The organism is Maribacter aquimarinus (assembly GCF_047345505.1).
In the GTDB taxonomy this organism is placed as follows: Bacteria; Bacteroidota; Bacteroidia; order Flavobacteriales; family Flavobacteriaceae; genus Maribacter.
On record NZ_JBLFEO010000006.1, the window covers coordinates 111,266 to 132,064 of the forward strand.

Consider the following 20,799-nt stretch of genomic DNA (forward strand, 5'->3'; position numbering starts at 1 on the left):
TGCTTTTCATTTCGTATGCACTGGGACTATTCCAAAACGCCGTCCACAATCCCGTAGGCGATGGATTCTTGGGCGTTCATCCAGTAATCCCGGTCAAAATCCTTGAGCACCTTCTCAAATTCCTGACCACAGTTATCGGCCAGGATCTGTGCGCTCAGCTCTTTGGTCTTGATGATCTCCTTGGCCTGTATCTCAATATTCGAGGCCTGGCCCCGTGCCCCTCCGCTGGGCTGGTGGATCATTACCTGGGCGTGGGGCTGTATAAAGCGCCTGCCCTTTTTGCCAACGGACAACAGAATGGATCCCATGGAGGCCGCCAGACCGGTACAGATGGTGGAGACCGGGCTCTTCAGTGCTTTGATGGTATCGTACATGGCAAAGCCGGAGGTAACGTACCCACCCGGGCTGTTAATGTACAATTGAATTTCCTTGTTGTTCTGCATATCCAAGTACATCAACCGGTCTATGACGTGCTTCGCCGTACCATCATCCACCATCCCCCAGAGAAACACCTTTCTCTCTTCCAGCATCTTTTCGTCAATGGCCTCTTGTATCTTGCCTTTTTTAGCGCTCATATCTTACTCTTGTGGTTAAGTGGCAAAATTAGTGAAATATTTAGTAAGGACGTACGGCAAAACGCAGGTGTTTGTGTCTTAGCCCGAAACCTCATCGTCCAGTTCCACCCGGCTCTCGGTCACTTCCTTTATGGGCACCACCAGCTTGCCCTTTTTGGTCTTGATCACCATCGTGATATTGTCTATGGCCTCTATGTGCCCTTCAACATCCTTGAATTTCACATGATCCCCCACCCCATAGATCTTACGGGTATAGAATGTGCGCAAAAGATCGGCCACGATCTCCCGTGAGCCCAGTCCCAGGGCCAGCGCAAAAGCCAGGAGAAAAGCACCCAGAAAAAGGGTAAAATTACTGGTGATCAAGGAAGTGTCCACGCCCGCCTGGTTCAAAGCGGTAATGGAAACAAAAAACACAATGAGGAAGAACAGTGCGCCGCTCACCATTTTTGATCCCCCTATGTGCATGGTCTCAAAGAGTTCCAGCACGGCCTTTTTCACCACGGTTGCCAAATAAAGGCCCCCGATCAAGATCAGAAGGGAACTGATCAGTGTGGGGAGGTAGCCAAAAAGGGAGTAAATGCCATCGGAAATGGCGGTAAAGCCCATGGTCTGGGCCAACACCACGGCAAACATCAGGATCAATAAGATTTTAACGGTGTCCAGGGCCACCTTCAACAGATCTACTTTCAACTGTTTGTCTCCAAACAACTTGGCGTCTGCCACCCTCTGGGAAAGCACATCTATTTTGGCCGCTTTCAACATCCGCTTTAAAATGAACAAAATAAGCTTTATGAGCAACCAGGCAATGATCAATCCCAAAACGCCCAAGATCAACTTTGGCACCAGTTCAACGGCCGATGACAACAAACCCCCAAAGCTGTCCATTAGGGTATCCTTTAATTCATTCAGTGTTTTCATGCGAAATCTTTCATTTTTTATTGGTTTTCATCAAGTCTGCGAACAGGTTGGCGTAATTGGAGGTAAACAAGGTGGCCATTTCCATAATGAGCTTGGCCATGGCCACATCGGACATCACTTTTTTTCGGAGCTCGGGGGGCACCGTTTTCAGGTCTTTCTGTAACGCCTTGAAGGGGTTTGGGGATTCTTCTGCCATTACGCAAGGGTTTTGTACATTTCAACAACTTTGGCCTTTGCCCTTTTAAGGCGCATCTTAATGGCAGATGGCCCCAGTTCCAAGAGGTCCTCCAATTCCCTTATGGACACCCCGTCTTGATACTTTAACAACAAAAGCGACTTATCTTCCGGGGGAATGAGTTCCAAGGCTTCCTTGAGCTTGGCCACTTGTAGGTCCAGCAGGCTCTCATCGGTGACCTCCATGGGCAGCTCACGTTCGCTATCGTCCAATGAATTGGACTTGTCACTGATTTTACGGCCGCGGTCCCGGTTCACGTAATTTACACAAAAATTATAGGTGAAGGAGTAGAGCCAGGTAGAAAACTTGGAGCGCCCCTGAAAAGAGGCCAACTTCACGAACAACATCAAGAACACATCCTGGGTAAGGTCTTCCGCCTCCTTCTGCGAACGTGCAAATCCATAACACTTGTTGTACACCATCTGGGAATATCTGTCATACAAGACCCCAAAGAGGGAGCTGTCCCGTTTTTCAACGATCTGCGCCACCAACGCCTCATCCGTAAGGTCTTTATGGGGGTCATTGGGGGTCGGTTCCCTTTGGAACTGGCTCCTTACCATGATCAGACACAACTTACGCAATAAGGTCACCCCAGTCAGTTTTTAACGCTACAAAAATAGCCATAAGAATCTTAATCTCTACCTTTGGGGCCAAAATGCGGCCATGATGACCAAATACCTTTTCCCCGCGGCCTTGATTCTTGTGCTCGCGGCAAGTTGCAAAACAGATAAAAAACAGGCCACCGCCCCCGTGATCGAAAAAGATACGGCAACCACCTCCATCTTGGAACAAGTGGCCCAGGCCCACGGTTACGCACAATGGAACGAGGTTGCCGAGCTACGCTTTGTGTTCAATGTAGATCGGGAGGGCAACCATTTTGAACGCAGCTGGAGCTGGAAGCCCAAAACCAATGATGTTGTGTACACCACCCGTGAGGATACAGTGGCCTATAACCGCCACCAAATGGACAGTACCCTGGCCAGGACGGATGCGGGCTTCATCAACGACAAATTCTGGCTGTTGGCCCCGTACCAACTGATCTGGGACCGGGACAGTTTTACCTATGAACATTCCAAAAGTGCAACGGCGCCCATCTCAAAGTCCCCGATGCAAAAACTGACCATTACCTACGGCGCCGAAGGCGGTTACACCCCGGGAGATGCCTATGACCTCTATTTTGAAGATGATCTGATCATCAGGGAATGGGTCTTTAGAAAGGGAAATCAAGAAGAACCCAGTATGATCACCAGCTGGGAAGATTACAAGGACCACAAGGGATTGAAAATAGCCACCATGCACAAAATGCCTGACAGTGATTTTCAGCTTTATTTCACCGAGATAGCAATAAAATAAGGCGTCGTTACCGAAGTGGTGGGGCGCCCAAAACCAAACGGCCATTTTGGCGAGCGGCACATTTGCTTGTTTGAAGAAAAAAGAACAAGTGTGCCCTTCCTTACCTATGAAAAGAACATTGCTTTTTATTTTTTTGGTCGGATATCTGGGCGTGTACGCCCAGCACGGCCAAAAGGGCACGGTGCTGTCCCTTGAAGATGGCACGCCCTTGGAATTTGTGAGTGTCTACAATGGTGCCGACCGTACCTTTACCAATGAAGATGGCCGGTTTCGGTTGGTGTCCCAACAAGACTCGGTCTATTTTTTTCTTCCCGGATACCAGCGTTTGGGCACCCTCCTATCTTCCTTAAAGGACACCATTTTCCTGAAAAAAAATGTAGTGGCGCTGGACGAAGTGGTGGTGACCAATGCCAAATCCATACTGCAACGCATAAAAGATTCCCTCGCGGTAAATTACCAGCTCTCCCCACATACCGAGACCTTTTTCCTAAGGGCCCTGCTGAGGCGCAATGATACCATGGTGCGCCTTCAGGACATGTACGGACGTGTACAAAGGAAAACCGCACTTTACACGGGCAACCTGGAATTGGAAAAAAAAGACTTCCAGGTGAATCTTATGCAGATGCGCCAATTGGGCATTACAAAGGACAAGGACAGGGTGTACTTTATTTTTCCGTCCTTTTACTTTATTTTCAAGGAATTGGTGCGCATCAATGCCATGGGCCCCGATTTTGAAGTCATTGAAAAACCAATGGAATCGTCCCAAGAGATCAGAGTGGAATTCAATAACAACAAAATAGATCGACCGGGCGGCTCTTCCGGACATTACATCATCAATGCCGGGGACAATGCCATACGTTACTTTGAGGCCATTACCCAAATGCCCTTGCCGGCATCACTAAAGGGAGAGAAAGAATATAGCCATCCAACCAAAATGGAACATTCCCTGTTCTTCGAGAAAAATGGGGAAAGTGGCCAATATTATATGTCCTACGGAAAGCTAAAGGCGGTTGTTGTGGTGCAACGGGAAAGACAAAAATGGCCGTCTTTTTACCAAATGGAAATCATACTCCATGTTACCGCGCCCCATAGCGACCCCAACATCAAGAGCAACGTAAACGAACACAAGGACCTGTTCAAGGTAAGGGCGCCCTACGATCAAGCGTTCTGGCAAAGCCAGAACCAATTACTGCTCACCCAGGAAATGCAGCGGTTCATTAAAAGGATGAGCAGTGCGGACAACCCCTACTCCGTCCGCGGAAATTTGGATTAGTTGGGTGGCCTAGCGCCTACTCCCCTTTCTCTTCAAGACCAGGGTTACCCCCAGAATAAACAGGGCACAGCACAGCAGGGTCACAAAGCTCAGTTTTAGGGAAGCGGTATCGGCCAGAAAACCGAGAATGGGCGGGGCACAGAGAAAACCCGCGTAGCCCGTGCCCGCAATAAAGGCAATGCCCTGGGAGGAATCCACACCCTGCACATTGCCCCCGATCCTGAAAATTTCCGGAATCATCACGGAAAAGCCCAACCCACAGAGGGCAAAGCCGCCAATGGCCCAGAAGGGGCCTTCCAAGAGCACTGCGCCATAGCCCAACAGGGCCAGGCCAGCGCCCACGGTGATCATTTTCACGGAACCCAGTCGTTCACTGATGCCATCCCCCAGAAAACGTCCCAGGGTCATGGTGATCTGGAATCCCAAAAAACCGGCGCCCCATAGGGCCTCCGGTGCCAAACTTATCTCTTTCAAGTACAGACCGCTCCAGTCCACAATGGCCCCCTCACTGCCCATGGCAATAAAGGAAATAAGCCCCAAAAGCAATAGGGGCCTAAAGAGATGAAAGCTGAAAGGCTCTTTTACCACCGGGGCCGCAATTTCCCTCCAATAGTGTTTGTAAAAGACAACATTTACCCCCAGTACCAGGGCCACGGCCAATCCCATGTGCAGCACGGGGTTGCCCAAGGGCCCAATGAGAAAACTGCCCAGGCCCGCAAGCACCCCGCCCAAGCTGAAAAATCCGTGGGAAGCGGCCATGAACTTCACTTGGTTCTTTTTTTCGATCTCGGTGACCAAGGTGTTCATGGCAATATCGGTGAGGCCATTGGTGGCACCGAACAGAAACAAGGCGCCCATAAGTCCGTAATAACTGGGGGCCAGTAAGGGGAGCATGGCCGTGGCACAGCTCAACAACACCCCGTAAAAAGTGGCCTTGCCCACCCCTACCCGGTTCACAATGGAAGAAGCAAAGGGAAAGATCACGAACACCCCAAGGGACAGGAAGAAAATGGCCCCTCCCAGCTGGGACTTATCTATGCCCAGACTTTCCTTTACCTCCGGAATGTAAATGGCCCAGGTACCGAACAGGATGTTGATACTGGCAAACACCCACGAGGGGCCAAAATAATGGGCATTGCCCAGGATAAGACGCAAAGACTTCATTGAGTTGCTGTTTTTGTGGTTGCCAGCCCATCTGGGAAGACCCACGTACTGGGGCATCGGTAGCTGGCCATGGTGGGGCTCCAGGACGCCATCAGTGTTCCAATATACCCTGTTTCAAGATGGTGCCAAAACGGAACATGTCTTCAAAGGAGCAATAAAAAGGGGCGGGCGCCAACCGAATAACGTTGGGCTCCCGCCAATCCGTTATGACCCCGTTCTGCATGAGAAAGTGAAAGAGCGATTTTCCCTCGCCGTGCAGAAATACGGAAAGCTGGCAGCCGCGTTCCTTGGGGGTAATGATCTCAAAGGAAGTGCTCACCTCCTTGTCCACCTCCCGCAAGATGAACTCCAAATAGGCCACGAGCTTGTCCCGTTTCTTGATCAGGGCGGGCATCCCCACTTCCTCAAAAAGGGAAAGGGAGGCCAGGTAGGGAGCCACCGAAAGTATGGGCGCATTGCTCAATTGCCAGGCATCTGCATTGGGCATGGGCTCAAACTCGGGCCGCATCAAAAAGCGGGTCTCTTTCCTGGTGCCCCACCAGCCCTCGAAGCGGGGCAGGTCCGTGCGGTCCAGGTACTGTTCGTTCACATAGATGCCCGAGGCGTTCCCGGGGCCGCTGTTCATGTACTTATAGCTGCACCAGGCGGCAAAATCTACCTTCCATTGGTTCAGTTCCAGGGCCACGTTGCCCACGGCGTGGGCCAGATCCCAACCCACAAAGGCACCCGCGGCCTTTCCGGCCTCGGTTATGCGGGCCATGTCCAGCACCTGTCCGTTGTAGTAATTGACACCTCCTATGAGCACCAGGGCCAGCTCCTCTCCCACTTCCGCTATTTTGTCCAAAAAATCCTGGGTGTGCCAATGGTGCTCGCCCGGCCGCTTTTTTACCTCCACAATGCACTCCTCCGGGTTTAGGCCGTGAAAGCGCGCTTGGCTCTGCAGCATGTACTGATCACTGGGAAAGGCCTTCTCTTCGCAGATGATCTTGAACCGTTTTGCGGTGGGGCGGTAAAAGGAGACCATTAAAAGATGGAGGTTTACCGTTAGGGTGTTCATCACCGAAATTTCCTTGGTCTTCGCGCCCACCACCTTGGCCAAGGGCGCGGCCAAGCGCTCGTGATAGTCCCACCATGGCTTTTCGGCCTGAAAATGGCCCTCCACCGCCATCTGGGCCCAATCTTCCATGACCTCATCCACATATTCCTTGGTGCGCTTGGGCTGCAGGCCCAGGGAATTTCCCGTAAAATAAATGACGTCTTTCCCATTCACTTTTGGAAAATGGAAAGCATCCCTATAACGCGCCAAAGGGTCTTGGGCATCCTGTTCCCTGGCAAATGTCAAGGTGTTCTTGAATTCCATATCTCTTTTTGGCAAAAGTACGCATATCAGGGCAAGTACACCTATACCAAAGACAACCGCATTTCCGCGATGTGCTTTTTAAGGCCCGCCTTGGCATAGGCCCTGATGGCGGCCTCGTTCCCCTCGTACACGGTGAGCCGCAGCTCCGTGAGCCCCCGTTGGGCCGCCCAAGCCTTTATATGTTCCAATACCAGACCGTTAATGCCCTTTCCGCGCCATTGGGGCACCGTGTACATAAAGCCCAGGTAGGCATAGGTGGTGTGGTCCAAATACGGTCTGGCCCGTTTTTCTTGGGCAAAGCCGCTTGCCACGATCTGCGTTCCGGCACAGGCCACCACCACCGTGGCCAATGGGGACGCCATTAAAGCGGGCAGATCGTAATAGTGCACTGGATCCGGTCTTATGGTGGGGTCAAAGGGGCGCTCTGCAGCAATGACGCCCTGCTCCAATTCCCAAAGCACGGGAAGGTCTTCCTCAGTGGCCTCTCTTAGGGTGATGTCCTTGTCCATATCCTTTTTCATTCCCTAAAAATAAGCCCTAAAAAGTTATTTTTGCAAAAAACAACGGATGCATTTCTTATCGGATTCGCTCGAGACCTACATTGCCCAGCACTCCCAGGATGAGCCGGAGCTGCTGCGCGAGCTCACCCGGGAAACCCACCTAAAGGTGCTCCAGCCCAGGATGCTCACCGGCCATCTCCAGGGCAGGGTACTGAGTGTGCTGAGCAAGATCATTGCGCCCAACACGATCCTTGAAATTGGCACCTATACCGGCTACTCCGCCCTTTGCCTGGCAGAGGGCCTACGGGCACAGGGCACCCTGCACACCATTGACGTGAACGAGGAACTTTATGCGCTGCAACGTCGTTTTTTCAATAAAAGTGGCTTTGGCGACCAAATTGTACAGCACACCGGCAACGCCCTGGACATTGTTCCGCATTTGGACGGGCAGTTAGACCTTGTGTTCATAGACGCCGAGAAAAGGGACTACAAGGGATATTTGGAGGTGGTGCTGCCCAAAGTGAGGCCGGGCGGCGTCATTTTATCGGACAATGTGCTCTGGTCCGGCAAGGTGGTGGAGCCCTTGAACAAAAAAGATCGCGCCACCAGGGAACTGCTGGAATACAACCGCTACCTCAAGTCCCATCCAAAATTGGATACCGTGCTCTTGCCCGTGCGCGACGGGCTTACCCTGAGCCGGGTGAAATGAGCGCACCGTACAGGTAACGGAACAAAAAGGCCGACACAATTCCCACCAAGGCGCCCACCAAGATATCCAACGGAAAATGAACGCCCACAAAAAGCCGGCTGGAAGCGAACAACAGCGGCCAGACAAAGAACACGGCGCCCCAGGCGATCTTGCTGCGCAAGAACAGATAGACCGCTGTGGCCACGGCAAAGGAAAGCGAGGCATGGCCCGAAAAAAAACTGAAGCCCCCGGCGGCCCTCAGTATTCGAATCGTCCGGTTGATGGACGGATCGTTGTTGGGACGCAGCCTGCCCACAATTTCCTTGGTCAGGTCCGTGACCGTGTGCACAAAAAGGGCCAATACCAAAATGGTGCCAATGATGTATAGGGCTTCTTTTTTGGGGTATTTTTTTAAGAACAGGTAAATGAAAAACAAAAAAAGGGGAATCCAGGTGGGGATGAGGGTCACGGTGGCCCAAAATACATCAAAGCTTTCAATACCAAGGCCGTTGAGGTAAACGAACAGCTCGCGGTCCCATTCCAAAAGGCGTGACAGCATGGGCCTATTTCCGTTTAATGGTTCCCGTTACGTCACTTATGTTTTTACGGACCTCGCTGATCCCTTTTTTAACATCGCTGCCAATACCACCGTCCAGGCTGTCCTTGATGCCGTCTATGTCCTTTTTAATGTCGGTGAAGGCACTGGTGTCCACCCCTTGTTTGTCCGCACTGCGCTGTATCTCTTGCTTTATATCCTCTGTGGCGTCTCGCAATTGGCGCATGCCCTTTCCCAGTCCCCTGGCAATGTCCGGAATCTTATCGGCACCGAAGACCATGACCACAATGAACAAGATGAAGAAGATTTCCCCTCCACTGATAAATAGAAAATAGCTTGCCATCATACCACAAATATACATAAGTTCTTGGGCCAAATAAAAAAGGCCCCGTTAATATCCCGGGGCCTTTTCTTAAAATTCCGCAAGGATCTATTGTTTCATACCGTCCTTAAAATTGTCAAATTCACTGGGTTGCTCCGTCCTGGGCCAGCTGTTGTTGGTGGTGTCTATGTCTGCCGTTTCCAGCTTTGGATCTACCAGCACCCCGGTAAGCTCCTTTTCCGAGGGCAGCACCACCTTGACCTCGGCATCGTTCTTGCGCCAAATTTCCGCGGGGTAGGTAATGTTCTTGGTGGAACCGTCCGCAAAGGTGTACTCCACAATGAGGGGCATGGGGATGCCGCCGGGCTTCTCATAGGTGACCTCGTAAAAGTACTTGGGCTGTTTAAGTGCGGCCCGTTCCCCCGGGGTCATGTTGTCCATCATGTACTCCTTTAGGGTCTGGGAATTTTCGGTCGGGTCCTTGCCCTTCATGGACAGATCGGCACCCTCTTCCTCCTCATTGGCCAAAAACACCAAGGGCACCAGGTCTGCCTCGGTCAGGTTTCTTTCGGCCATGTACTCCCGCATTTTCTTGTTGGGCTTATCGCTCACATAATATTTGTCTATGCCCTTGACGCCCATGTCCACGTAGTGCGTGGTGTAAAACCATCCCCTCCAGAACCAGTCCAGGTCCACGGCCGAGGCATCTTCCATGGTCCTGAAGAAATCCTCTGGGGTGGGGTGCTTAAATTTCCAGCGTTGGGAGTAGGTCTTGAAGGCGTGATCGAACAGCTCCCGTCCCATAACGGTCTCCCGCAAAATGTTCAGTGCGGTGGCGGGCTTTCCGTAGGCATTGGGCCCCAGCTGGTACACATTTTCCGGGTTGGACATGATCGGGGCCAGCGCGCTCTGGTCGCCGCTCATGTAGGGAACGATCTTGGCGGGCTCTCCCCTTCTGGAGGGGTATTTTTCATTGGGCGCAATGGCCTCGGGGTAGGTCTCCCCAAACTCCTGCTCTGCCACATACTGCATGAAGGTGTCCAGCCCCTCGTCCATCCAGCCCCATTGGCGCTCATCGGAATTGACGATCATGGGGAACCAGTTGTGGCCGATCTCATGGATGATCACACTGATCATCCCGAACTTTACCCGGTCGCTGTAGGTGCCGTCCTCGTTGGGCCTACCGTAGTTCCAACAGATCATGGGGTATTCCATGCCCTGGTTCTTGGCGTGCACGGAAATGGCCTTGGGATAAGGATAATCGAACGTATGCTCGGAAAAGGTCTTTAGGGTGGAAACCACGGCCTTGGTAGAGAATTCTTCCCATAGCGGATTGCCCTCCTTGGGGTACATGGAAATGGCCATCACGTCCCCGGAACCCAATTTAACGGCCTGCATGTCCACAATGAACTTGCGCGAGGTGGCAAAGCCAAAATCGCGCACCATGTCTGCCTTGAGCTTCCAGGTCTTGGTCTTTTCGGAAAAGCCTTTTTCCAGTTCCTCCACCTCATCCTGGGTCACGATCAAAACCGGCTTGTCATAGCTTTTTTTGGCCTGCTCGTAGCGGCGCATCATCTCCTTGGAATAGACTTCCTTCCTGTTCTGCAGTTCCCCGGTGCCGTCCAGAATGTGGTCTGCGGGCACGGTGATGTTCACCTCATAATTGCCAAAGGGAAGGGCAAACTCCCCACTGCCCCAGAACTGGTGGTTCTGCCATCCCTCCACATCATTGTAAACGGCCATTCTGGGAAAAAACTGGGCAATGACATAGGCCCGGTTCCCGTCTTTGGGGAAGTACTCATAACCCGATCGGGCCCGGTTCACGGTATGGTCGGGGATGTTGTAGTCCCACTTTATGGAAAACGAGGTCTTCTCCCCGCTCTTCAGGGGCTGGGGCAGGTCTATGCGCATCATGGTAAAATTAATGGTATGGGGCAGGGGCTTTCCGGCGGCGTCCCTTACGTGGTGGATGTTGAAGCCCCCATCAAAGGGTTCTCCCAAATATTCCTGCACAAAGCCTTCGGGCCGCTGTGCCAAGGGCACGCCACCACCGTTGCGCAGCGGTGCCTTGCTGTCCTTGGCGCGCACATTTTGGTCCAGTTGCACCCAAAGGTATTCCAGATCGTCCGGGGAATTGTTGGTGTAGGTAATGGTCTCTTCCCCGTACAGTTTGGCATTTCTATCGTCCAGGGTAATGTCCATCTTGTAATCTGCCTGCTGCTGGTAATAGTCCGGACCCGGTGCACCGGAAGCCGAACGGTAGGTGTTGGGCGTGGCAAACTCCTCGTACAGTTGCTTAAACTTGCTCTGGTTGTAGTGGCCGGGCTCCCGCTCCGTGCCCTCCGTTTCCTGGGCTGTTGCCAGGGCGCCCATGACAAACAGCATGGCGGCCAAAAAAGGTTGCAGTCTTTTCATTTTCAATGGTGATTTTAGCATCGCGGAAAATTACAGGTTTTGGGAAAGATACTATTCCGCCTGCTTTAAGTTTAACATTCCTTTAATATTGTTGCGCATCAGCACAAAACTTTTCTTTTTGTTTCCGATGTTCAGGTGCACCACGTTCTGTTGGTCCGGGAACATATCGGTGAGGATCTCATTGGTGAGCCCTATGCTGCGCACTTGCCCCAGCACCACATTGGGCACCTCTATGAAGAGAATGAGCATGTCCGCATCATATTTCTTTCCCAAGATGGCATAGGGCAAGGGCTCCCCGTTCACCTCCACCACAAATCTACTGCGAACGTACTGCTCCAGGTAGGCCACATCTTGCTCGCTCTCCTGGTCCGTTCCCAATTGGGCCTGGATGCCGTAGCGCTCCAGCAACACCGTGTTGGTATCGTCAATGAAGGTCCTGGTAACGATCTGCAGGGCACTGTCCTTTTCGGAGTGGCCCACGTTGGTAACGCTCAGGTAGAACTTGTGCACGGTGGCCATGGCCATAAGGGGCAGCAATACGATCAAAAGGGACTTTTGCAAAAGGTACATCACATTTATCTTTTGTTTTGGGCAAGGTGCAAGGGCCGTGCCAAAAATACATCAGTCCAGCGCATTGTGGTCACGGTACAGCGCACTTTTTCTTTTCAGAAATTCCCATAGCTTCATTCTGTCACGGGAATCCACCAGGCCCTGAAACGTGGTATCCACCTCACAGAAGTAAAAAAAATCGTCCAACGACCGCTGGGGCAGTCCCAGTTGCTGTATGTAAATGGAATCCGGAAAAAACGCCCGTACCCTTTCCGTGCGGGCGTACAGCCGATCCCGCTTTACCCGCTTCCTCAGCATTTTGGTACGCCCTGTAATACCGTTTATAATGGGGTTTAGGGAAACGGATCCCCCTGCCCCCATCCCGGAGGTGTTTCCACTAATGGTCATTTTCGAAGCTTCGCGCAACAAGCGCTCGCTCTGCGTAAACTTCTTTGCATAGGCGTTGGGCAGCCCCAGGGTAGATGCCGTATATACCTTTCCCCATCCCAAACGTTTCATATCGCGCGCCATGTCACCGGTAAGGTTGTACGGGGTAACGGTAACCTCTTCCAGTGCGGTGAGCGAAGGCTCCAAGGGCACGGAGAGCAGTTTGCTCCCATAAATGGCCTCGGTGACCACCACCCGCTTCTTTTTGTACTGTACGGCAGAAAAAACCAAGGTATCATTGAGGCGTGCCGGAATGGAGAAAAAGCCGTTAAGATCGGTTATGGTGGCCCTTTTGGTGGTACTATTGAGAACATGTGTGGCGGCCACATCGCCGTCCTTGCTGGTGACCCGGCCCTCCAACGCTTTCGTTTGGGGCTCTTGGGCCGTGAGGGGAAGGGCAAAAAGGGCAAACAAAAAGCCGCTACTTCTCCTCATCCAGGCCTTCCAAGAAAAGTTTGCTGTTGTTCACCAGCCCATCTATGAGCTGAAATTCATTTTCCTTTTTCATCAGGGACCTTGCCGGCATGCGCTCGTCACAGAAAAGAAGAAAGGCATCAATCTTGTCCCTCGGAATTTTTAGGTCCACCACAAAAAACTGGTCGTCATACACCTTGCGCAGCACCTCGCTGAGCAAAAGTTTTGGCGCCTCGTCCTCGTTGCCGGTATCGGTGCTCTTAAAGATGGCCCGGAAGATGTTCACAAAGTTAATGCCATCCTGCATGCCCTGCTCGGTTTGCGAGAGGGCAATGTTTTCCACTTCCGTGCTACGATCCACTTCGTACTCAAAGGACTTGAACTCCTCGTTCTTCAACTTTAGAAAACGTTCCTGGTCCTCTGGGGTAACGATCACCTCGTCCAGCTCCGTGACCTTTTCGTTCACCTCCACCACCAAGCGGTTGTTCTCCAAGATCTCGGGGGTAATGGTCACGATTTCCAATTGGTAGTTTACGGCCATGAAGAGCAGTTCGTCCCCTTCCTTGACCCGTATGGCAAACTCACCGTTCTCATTGGTTATGGTGGCCGTCTCCGCGGTGGAGTTTATGACGTTCTCATTGGGCACGCTGGTGTTACGGTACATGACCTTTCCCAGGAGCAGCCTGCGGTCTTCCCCTTGGGACATCCCATAAAAACTGGTCAGGGCAAACAGGGCAATCAGGATTTTTCTTAACATGGCAATCTTCATAATCGTGTTGAAAAAGCGCTTTCCCAAAAGCTTCCAAAGGAGGGTCCCAGGGGAAAACAAGGTTGGGAAAACCAGCTTCTGCCGCTAGACCCATTATGGCCCCAAGATAGGAAATTCGCACCTTTACCACATCATAATTTATGCCAAACCTCCGTTCAACGATCATTGCCACCGCTTTAACCAAGGGCAAACCAATTTTAAATGAGAAGCTTAGGTTAATTCCCAGAGAATCCTATTTTTGTTCTTACCCCTATTTTTAATGTTGATAAACCGTTGGGATGAGAAATGCAATTTGGATGGTACTGCCGGTTTTACTTTCCTTTATGGCGGCAAACGGGCAGATCAAGATCGGGGACAACCCCCAGGACTTGGATCCCGCCTCCGTTCTGGAGCTGGAGAGCAGTACCCGCACCTTGGTCATTACCCGGGTGAGCACCGCACAAATGGAGGCCATAACCCCAAGGGCGGGCGCCTTGGTGTACAATACCGATGCGGCCTGTGTGCACTATTACAGCGGTACGGCGTGGGTAAATCTGTGTGAGGCCTCCGGATCGGAGCTCACCAATGAGCCGGTGCTGAACCTGGCCAGCACCATTAGCGTGGAGGCCCGGCCGGAAGGCTACAATCTGGAACTGCTGCCCAATAGCGTACGAAGCGCCAATATCCTGGACGGCAGCATCAACGCCAACGACATCCAGGACAACTCGATCGGACAGGAAAAGCTGGGGGCCGACTCCGTGGGCTTTGAAGAACTGCGGGACAACAGCGTGGGCACGGCAGAGCTCAGGGACGGCACCATAAGGCCCAATGACTTTGAGGCCACCAATGTGGCGGACCAAGTGTTGGGCACCGATGAGAACGGTGTGGTCTCCTGGCGCAACGTGGCGGACCTGACCAGTGTGAACACGGACAACACCCTGACCGGCACCGGAAGCCTGGCAGAGCCCTTGGCCCTGGCCGCCGCCATCCAGGCCGCCATTGTGGCCAACACCGAGGGCTTGGCCGCCCACCTGCTCGCAGACGGGGATACGGAGATTGGGAATGAAATACAAGATGCCGCCGAGGTGGAAATTGCGGCCATTGCGGGCATCAATGGGGCCAACGTACAACGGGCCTTGGAGGAGCTACAAGGCAGTGTGGCCAACCTGAATGCGGGCGGAGGCAATACGGACGAGCAAGAATTGGACACGGACGACACGCCGGGCCAAGTGTCCATTACCAATGGCAATGCCATTACCCTCAATGTGGACGATGCGGATGCGAGCCCCATGAATGAGTTGCAGGATCTAGCCCTAACCAACAATGTGCTCACCATCACCGACAATCCTACCGCAACGGCAATAGACCTGGCCACCTACCTGGACAACACTGACGAACAAACTGCGGATCTGGTTCCCGTAGCCGCCCTGCCCATCAATTACACCCCGTTGAGTCCGGATGTGGAGGGACACCTAGGTGGTATCGATGCGGCACTTATAGCAGGTGGTGGCGGTGCAGTATCTGCGGACCAACAAACAATTACGGGAGTGGGATCCGATGTTGACCCATTTAAAGTGGCATTGATTGGTTCTCCCCAGATTGAAAACAGCACTATTTTAGCCGAGGATTTAAACAATATGGGCGCACAGCCCAACGAAGTTCTAAAATGGAATGGAACAGAATGGGCTCCTTCCCCCGATGAAGTAGGCATCGGTGGCACGGGCATAACAGCTGGAAACGGGTTGGTTTTAAATACCAATGGAAATATTTTGGACATTAATGTGGATGATGCTAGCCTTGAAATAAGTGCTGCCAGTACTTTACAGGTAAAAGATCTAGGCATTACAACGATTAAATTGGGAGCAAGTTCAGTCACAACCGATAAAATCGCAGACGGCGCCATCACGGCAGCAAAACTCGACGACGACGTCGCTGGCAACGGCCTGGCAAGGAACGCGGCAGGGGCACTGCAGCTCATCCCGGGCAACGCCCCTGACCAAGTACTTAAATGGGATGAAGTCCTGGGCGAATGGACGCTCGCAGTCGATGCCACCGGGGGAGGCGCTGTTGTGGACCTGGACCCGGACGACGGGCTATCGGATTTTGACCCCGTGGCAGGCTATGACGTACAGGTGGACGGAACAACGATCGAGATAAACCCCACCGACCAACTGCAGCTTAGGGACGGCGCCATCACGGCAGCAAAACTCGACGACGACGTCGCCGGCAACGGCCTGGCAAGGAACGCGGCAGGGGCACTGCAGCTCATCCCGGGCAACGCGCCGGACCAAGTGCTGAAATGGGACGAAGTCCTGGGCGAATGGACGCTCGCAGTCGATGCCACCGGGGGAGGCGGTCTTGTGGACCTGGACCCGGCCGACGGGCTATCGGATTTTGACCCCGTGGCGGGCTATGACGTACAGGTGGACGGAACAACGATCGAGATAAATCCCACGGACCAACTGCAGCTGAGGGACGGCGCCATCACGGCAGCTAAACTCGACGACGACGTCGCTGGCAACGGCCTGGCAAGGAACGCGGCAGGGGCGCTGCAGCTCATCCCGGGCAACGCGCCGGACCAAGTGCTGAAATGGGACGAAGTCCTGGGCGAATGGACGCTCGCAGTCGATGCCACCGGGGGAGGCGGTCTTGTGGACCTGGACCCGGCCGACGGGCTATCGGATTTTGACCCCGTGGCGGGCTATGACGTACAGGTGGACGGAACAACGATCGAGATAAATCCCACGGACCAACTGCAGCTGAGGGACGGCGCCATCACGGCAGCTAAACTCGACGACGACGTCGCTGGCAACGGCCTGGCAAGGAACGCGGCAGGGGCGCTGCAGCTCATCCCGGGCAACGCGCCGGACCAAGTGCTGAAATGGGACGAAGTCCTGGGCGAATGGACGCTCGCAGTCGATGCCACCGGGGGAGGCGCTGTTGTGGACCTGGACCCGGCCGACGGGCTATCGGATTTTGACCCCGTGGCAGGCTATGACGTACAGGTGGACGGAACAACGATCGAGATAAATCCCACGGACCAACTGCAGCTGAGGGACGGCGCCATCACGGCAGCAAAACTCGACGACGACGTCGCTGGCAACGGCCTGGCAAGGAACGCGGCAGGGGCGCTGCAGCTCATCCCGGGCAGCGGGCCGGACCAAGTGCTGAAATGGAATGATACTTCTGCAAGTTGGGAATTGACCAATGCTAGTGATTTGAACAGTATAGCCAACACAAATTTAAATTTCACAACAAATACAAGACATAACCTTAATACATTCAATTTGATATTCGAAGGACCAGGTAATATTGGAATTGGGGAATTTGGAGCTATTGGCAACCCACCTGCACCGGACAACAAATTAGATGTAAACGGCCAAATACGGGCAAGGGATGGCTTTGCCGCGAGCCCGGGAACAGTAGGTCAGCCCTCATATGGTTTTTACACCAATGGCGATACCGACACAGGGATGTATAGAGCGGGCAATAATCAAATCGGCTTCTCAACAGGAGGGATAGCCGCATTGTTAATTGATGAAAATCAAAATATAACCATACCAAACGGATCTGTTACTGTAGGCGCCAATGTTGTTCACCCCGACTACGTCTTCCAAAAATATTTCACGGACCACTCTTCCATCAACCCCAATTATCAATTTAGGAGCTTAGGGGAAGTCGAGGCCTATGTAAGGGCCAACCATCATTTACCGGGGGTAAAATCGGCCGAGGAGGTAAAAAAGGAAGGGGTCTGGAACCTCAGTGCCTCCAACCTGCAAAACCTGGAAAAAATAGAGGAACTCTTTCTCCACACCATAGCACAGGAGAAAAAAATAACCGCCCTGGAAACCGAAAAAGAGGCGCTGGCCTCCCAACTGCAACAAATGAAAAAAGACATTGAAGCCCTTAAGAAAGCCTTGCAACACGGAAAAAGCGATGAAAAATAACATCCTGTTTGTACTGGCCACCTCCTTGGGATGTCTGGTTCACGGCCAGACCGCCCTCTACAACAATGGAAACATCCGCATTCACGAGACGGGCAGCTTGGGGTTTCATACCAACCTCATCAATGATTCCCCGTTTGACAATAATTTGGGGCTGGCCGGTTTTTATGGCACGGACCTGAGCGTTTCCGGTACCGTGGTGCCGCTGTTTCACGATGTGGAGCTGGCCCTGGAAAATGCCCTGCAACTGCAGCTCGGGGTCGATGTCCAGAACAACACCAATTTTGTATTCGGCAATGTGGACACGGACCGTGCGCAGCCCAACCTGTACTATACCTTTGCCCAAAACGCGGGCTATAACGGGGAAGGCAACCTGAACAAGGTAAACGGCTATGCGGCCATGGCCAATAAGGCCAATTTTCTCTTTCCCATAGGCAGCGCCGTGCAGTTGCGCCCCTTGGGGCTCAATTCGGCCCAGGCCCAGCCCTTTGCCAAGGCGGCCTATTTCCCGGAGGATCCCAATGCCCCCGTTTCCATTGCCGCTTCCTACGGTACGGAACGTTTTTCAAGGGAACTGGGAGGTGTCTCCAACACCGAATTCTGGAAATTGGAGGCCCCTTTGCCCGCCACCGTGAGCCTGAGCTGGAACCCACAGAGCAATATGGCCCAGCTCACCTCGGACAGTAACTTGATCGTGGTGGTGGGCTGGAACGTGGCCAACAACCGCTGGGAAAACCTGGGCGGCACGGGACATGGGGGCTCCTTGGAAGAAGGGGTGGTACGCTCCAATTCCTTTGTGCCCAACGATTACGCGGCCCTGGCCCTTGGGGTAAACCGCGATGCCCTGGAACCCTTGGAGTCGGACTTGTTTGAGCTGGACAATTTCTACGTCTCGCCCAACGGCGATGGCATCAATGATGCCCTGGTGATTCCCCAACTGACGCAATCGCCCAACAACCTGGTGCAGATTTTTGACCGCTACGGACTCAAGGTCTTTGAAATGGCCAATTACCGCAATGAATTCACCGGCACGGCCAACACCGGGGACCTTGTGCTCTCCCCCCAAGACGGCCTTCCCGCGGGCATCTATTTCTATCTCGTAAAAATGCACGATCTAAACCTTGACTACCAAGGCTTTATCTATCTCGCCAATCCATAAGTTTTTTCTTACAAATAATTGTTTTTCAGGCCATTGGCCTTGGGGAAAGGTTCTTAAAAAAGGGTGAAATACGTTAAAAAGCGGTGTTCGCCACAGCTTTTGCCACCTACACAACAATAAGCCTCCCAAGGCCTTAAAGTCTGGCTATTTTTAGGGTGGAATTTAACCTAACCCTCCCCTAAAGATGATTTCAAAGCATTTCCTTTGGATATTTCTTGTCCTTGGTCTGCACGCCCTCCAGGCGCAGGTAAAGATCGGGGAAAATCCGAACGCCATAGACCCTGCCTCCATTGTGGAACTGGAGAGCACTGACAAGGCTTTGGTGCTCACCAGGCTCACCACGGCCCAGATGATGGCCATACAGCCCTTAAATGGGGCCTTGGTGTACAATGTGGACAATAGCTGCCTGCATTATTTTAACGGCAATGGATGGGTAAATCTATGCGAACTTTCCGCACCCACGCCGTTTACCTACAGTGATAACGGCGATGGCACCATTACCCTGAGCGACGGCAACGGGAACGACCTCACCTTTAACGGCGCCCCGGAGACCACCACCGTGCTTTTGGACAATGGGGACGGCACCTACACCTACAGAAATGAGGCCGGGGACGAGACCATCATCAGCTTGACCGCCTCCGACAGCCAAACGCTGAACACCGACGGTACTGCGGGCAACCTGGGCATCTCCAATGGAAACACCATTGCCATGAACGTGGATGATGCCGATGCCGATGCGCAAAACGAAATTCAAGATTTGATTTTTTCGGGCAACCAGATTAGCCTAAGCAACGATCCCGATGCCACGGTGATTGATTTATCGGGGTTTGACACCGACGCCACGGACGATTTCGATGGCGATTGGAACAGCTTGTCCAGCATCCCGGCTGACATTGCCGATGGCGATGATGACACCCAGCTCACCGACGCCCAGGTCGCCACCGCAGTGAACAATGAATTTCCGAACCTCGACACTGACGCCACCGACGATTTCGATGGTGATTGGAACAGCTTGTCCAACATCCCGGCAGACATTGCCGATGGGGACGCCGATACCCAGCTCACCGACGCCCAAGTGGCCACGGCGGTGAACAATGAGTTCCCAAATTTGGACACCGACGCCACGGACGATTTTGACGGGGCCTGGGGAAGCCTTACCGGTATTCCGGCTAATTTGGACCTTGATGCCACCGATGATTTCGATGGCGATTGGAACAGCTTGTCCAACATCCCGACCGACATTGCCGATGGGGACGATGACACCCAGCTCACCGACGCCCAGGTCGCCACGGCCGTGAACAATGAGTTTCCGAACCTTGACACCGACGCCACCGACGATTTTGACGGGGCCTGGGGAAGCCTTACGGGCATTCCCGCTAATTTAGATTTGGACGCCACGGACGACTTCGATGGCGAATGGGGCAGCCTGGCCAACATCCCGGCTGACATTGCCGATGGCGATGATGACACCCAGCTCACCGATGCCCAGGTCGCCACCGCGGTGAACAATGAGTTTCCGAATTTGGACACCGATGCCACGGATGATTTTGACGGTGCCTGGGGAAGCCTTACGGGCATTCCGGCCGACATTGCCGATGGCGATGACGACACCCAGCTCACCGATGCCCAGGTCGCCACGGCGGTGAACAATGAGTTTCCGAACCTCGACACCGACGCCACGGACGACTTCGATGGGGCCTGGGGAAGCCTCACCGGAATTCCCGCCAACCTCGACGTGGATTCGACCGACGATTTTGATGGCGATTGGAACAGCTTGTCCAACATCCCTGCCGACATCGCCGATGGCGATGACGATACCCAGCTCACCGACGCCCAGGTCGCCAACGCGGTGAACAATGAATTTCCGAACCTTGACACTGACGCCACCGATGATTTTGATGGGGCCTGGGGAAGCCTTACGGGTATTCCCGCCAACCTCGACCTGGACGCCACCGATGATTTTGATGGCGACTGGGGCAGCTTGTCCAACATCCCGGCAGACATTGCCGATGGCGATGACGATACCCAGCTCACCGATGCCCAGGTCGCCACGGCCGTGAACAACGAATTTCCGAATTTGGACACCGACGCCACGGATGATTTTGACGGCGAATGGGGCAGCTTGTCCAACATCCCAGCCGACATTGCCGACGGCGATGACGATACCCAGCTCACCGAT

At 53.2% G+C, this 20,799-nt stretch carries 18 protein-coding genes and 1 pseudogene; 6 read left to right on the forward strand and 13 right to left on the reverse strand.

Annotated features, from left to right (window positions below; translation table 11 throughout):
• Positions 1 to 26: 26 nt before the first annotated feature.
• From ACKWCC_RS06255 to ACKWCC_RS06270, 4 genes are all read right to left on the reverse strand, one after another.
• The gene (locus ACKWCC_RS06255) at positions 27 to 575 is read right to left on the reverse strand and encodes a ClpP family protease (RefSeq protein WP_413995054.1); all 549 of its coding nucleotides are present in this window, start codon (positions 573 to 575) and stop codon (positions 27 to 29) included.
• Between the two features lie 78 nt (positions 576 to 653).
• A complete protein-coding gene (locus ACKWCC_RS06260) occupies positions 654 to 1,493 on the reverse strand; it encodes a mechanosensitive ion channel family protein (protein WP_413995055.1) in 840 nt (279 codons plus the stop codon).
• Between the two features lie 10 nt (positions 1,494 to 1,503).
• Positions 1,504 to 1,689, reverse strand: coding sequence for a hypothetical protein (locus tag ACKWCC_RS06265; RefSeq protein WP_413995056.1), 186 nt, complete (start codon positions 1,687 to 1,689; stop codon positions 1,504 to 1,506).
• Positions 1,689 to 2,318, reverse strand: a complete 630-nt coding sequence (locus ACKWCC_RS06270; protein WP_413995057.1) for an RNA polymerase sigma factor — start codon at positions 2,316 to 2,318, stop codon at positions 1,689 to 1,691. Before ACKWCC_RS06270 ends, ACKWCC_RS06265 begins: the two co-directional genes overlap by 1 nt.
• A 76-nt stretch (positions 2,319 to 2,394) precedes the next feature.
• Between ACKWCC_RS06270 and ACKWCC_RS06275 the strand changes: the two genes are divergently transcribed.
• Together ACKWCC_RS06275 and ACKWCC_RS06280 are read left to right on the forward strand one after the other, a co-directional pair.
• Positions 2,395 to 3,081: a hypothetical protein gene (locus tag ACKWCC_RS06275; protein WP_413995058.1), complete on the forward strand. Its 687-nt coding sequence runs from the start codon at positions 2,395 to 2,397 to the stop codon at positions 3,079 to 3,081.
• Positions 3,082 to 3,187: 106 nt separating this feature from the next.
• Positions 3,188 to 4,354 (forward strand): peptidase associated/transthyretin-like domain-containing protein, encoded by a 1,167-nt coding sequence (locus tag ACKWCC_RS06280; protein WP_413995059.1) that lies wholly within the window; start codon positions 3,188 to 3,190, stop codon positions 4,352 to 4,354.
• Between the two features lie 9 nt (positions 4,355 to 4,363).
• Here ACKWCC_RS06280 and ACKWCC_RS06285 read toward each other — a convergent pair whose 3' ends face one another.
• The 3 genes from ACKWCC_RS06285 to ACKWCC_RS06295 form a co-directional block, all read right to left on the reverse strand.
• Positions 4,364 to 5,518, reverse strand: coding sequence for an MFS transporter (locus ACKWCC_RS06285; RefSeq protein WP_413995060.1), 1,155 nt, complete (start codon positions 5,516 to 5,518; stop codon positions 4,364 to 4,366).
• 91 nt (positions 5,519 to 5,609) lie between these two features.
• Complete coding sequence (kynU, locus tag ACKWCC_RS06290; RefSeq protein ID WP_413995061.1) at positions 5,610 to 6,878, reverse strand: kynureninase; 1,269 nt, start codon at positions 6,876 to 6,878, stop codon at positions 5,610 to 5,612.
• Positions 6,879 to 6,919: 41 nt separating this feature from the next.
• A complete protein-coding gene (locus ACKWCC_RS06295; RefSeq protein WP_413995062.1) occupies positions 6,920 to 7,399 on the reverse strand; it encodes a GNAT family N-acetyltransferase in 480 nt (159 codons plus the stop codon).
• A 46-nt stretch (positions 7,400 to 7,445) separates the two neighbouring features.
• On the opposite strand from ACKWCC_RS06295, the gene ACKWCC_RS06300 reads away from it, so the two are divergent.
• Positions 7,446 to 8,087, forward strand: coding sequence for an O-methyltransferase (locus ACKWCC_RS06300; RefSeq protein ID WP_413995063.1), 642 nt, complete (start codon positions 7,446 to 7,448; stop codon positions 8,085 to 8,087).
• On the opposite strand, the gene ACKWCC_RS06305 is transcribed toward ACKWCC_RS06300, so the two are convergent.
• The 6 genes from ACKWCC_RS06305 to ACKWCC_RS06330 all read right to left on the reverse strand — a co-directional run bounded on the left by ACKWCC_RS06305 (position 8,065) and on the right by ACKWCC_RS06330 (position 13,526).
• Complete coding sequence (locus ACKWCC_RS06305) at positions 8,065 to 8,625, reverse strand: phosphatase PAP2 family protein (RefSeq protein WP_413995064.1); 561 nt, start codon at positions 8,623 to 8,625, stop codon at positions 8,065 to 8,067. The genes ACKWCC_RS06300 and ACKWCC_RS06305 overlap by 23 nt on opposite strands.
• Before the next feature lie 4 nt (positions 8,626 to 8,629).
• On the reverse strand, positions 8,630 to 8,968 hold the full coding sequence (locus ACKWCC_RS06310; RefSeq protein WP_413995065.1) for a Sec-independent protein translocase subunit TatA/TatB: 339 nt from the start codon (positions 8,966 to 8,968) through the stop codon (positions 8,630 to 8,632).
• A gap of 84 nt (positions 8,969 to 9,052) precedes the next feature.
• The gene (locus ACKWCC_RS06315) at positions 9,053 to 11,359 is read right to left on the reverse strand and encodes a M1 family metallopeptidase (RefSeq protein WP_413995066.1); all 2,307 of its coding nucleotides are present in this window, start codon (positions 11,357 to 11,359) and stop codon (positions 9,053 to 9,055) included.
• A gap of 51 nt (positions 11,360 to 11,410) precedes the next feature.
• Positions 11,411 to 11,929 carry a DUF6702 family protein gene (locus ACKWCC_RS06320; protein WP_413995067.1) on the reverse strand — a complete coding sequence of 173 codons (519 nt, stop codon included), beginning with the start codon at positions 11,927 to 11,929 and terminating at the stop codon, positions 11,411 to 11,413.
• A 51-nt stretch (positions 11,930 to 11,980) separates the two neighbouring features.
• Entirely contained in the window at positions 11,981 to 12,790 is an 810-nt protein-coding gene (locus tag ACKWCC_RS06325; protein WP_413995068.1) for a hypothetical protein, read from the reverse strand.
• A complete protein-coding gene (locus ACKWCC_RS06330; RefSeq protein WP_413995069.1) occupies positions 12,777 to 13,526 on the reverse strand; it encodes a carboxypeptidase-like regulatory domain-containing protein in 750 nt (249 codons plus the stop codon). The genes ACKWCC_RS06325 and ACKWCC_RS06330 overlap by 14 nt, the downstream gene beginning before the upstream one ends.
• 290 nt (positions 13,527 to 13,816) lie before the next feature.
• Between ACKWCC_RS06330 and ACKWCC_RS06335 the strand changes: the two genes are divergently transcribed.
• From ACKWCC_RS06335 to ACKWCC_RS06345, 3 genes and pseudogenes are all read left to right on the forward strand, one after another.
• The gene (locus tag ACKWCC_RS06335) at positions 13,817 to 17,464 is read left to right on the forward strand and encodes a hypothetical protein (protein ID WP_413995070.1); all 3,648 of its coding nucleotides are present in this window, start codon (positions 13,817 to 13,819) and stop codon (positions 17,462 to 17,464) included.
• A complete protein-coding gene (locus ACKWCC_RS06340; RefSeq protein ID WP_413995071.1) occupies positions 17,454 to 18,620 on the forward strand; it encodes a gliding motility-associated C-terminal domain-containing protein in 1,167 nt (388 codons plus the stop codon). The genes ACKWCC_RS06335 and ACKWCC_RS06340 overlap by 11 nt, the downstream gene beginning before the upstream one ends.
• A 184-nt stretch (positions 18,621 to 18,804) precedes the next feature.
• Positions 18,805 to 20,799: pseudogene (locus ACKWCC_RS06345) on the forward strand (hypothetical protein); the annotation flags it as partial.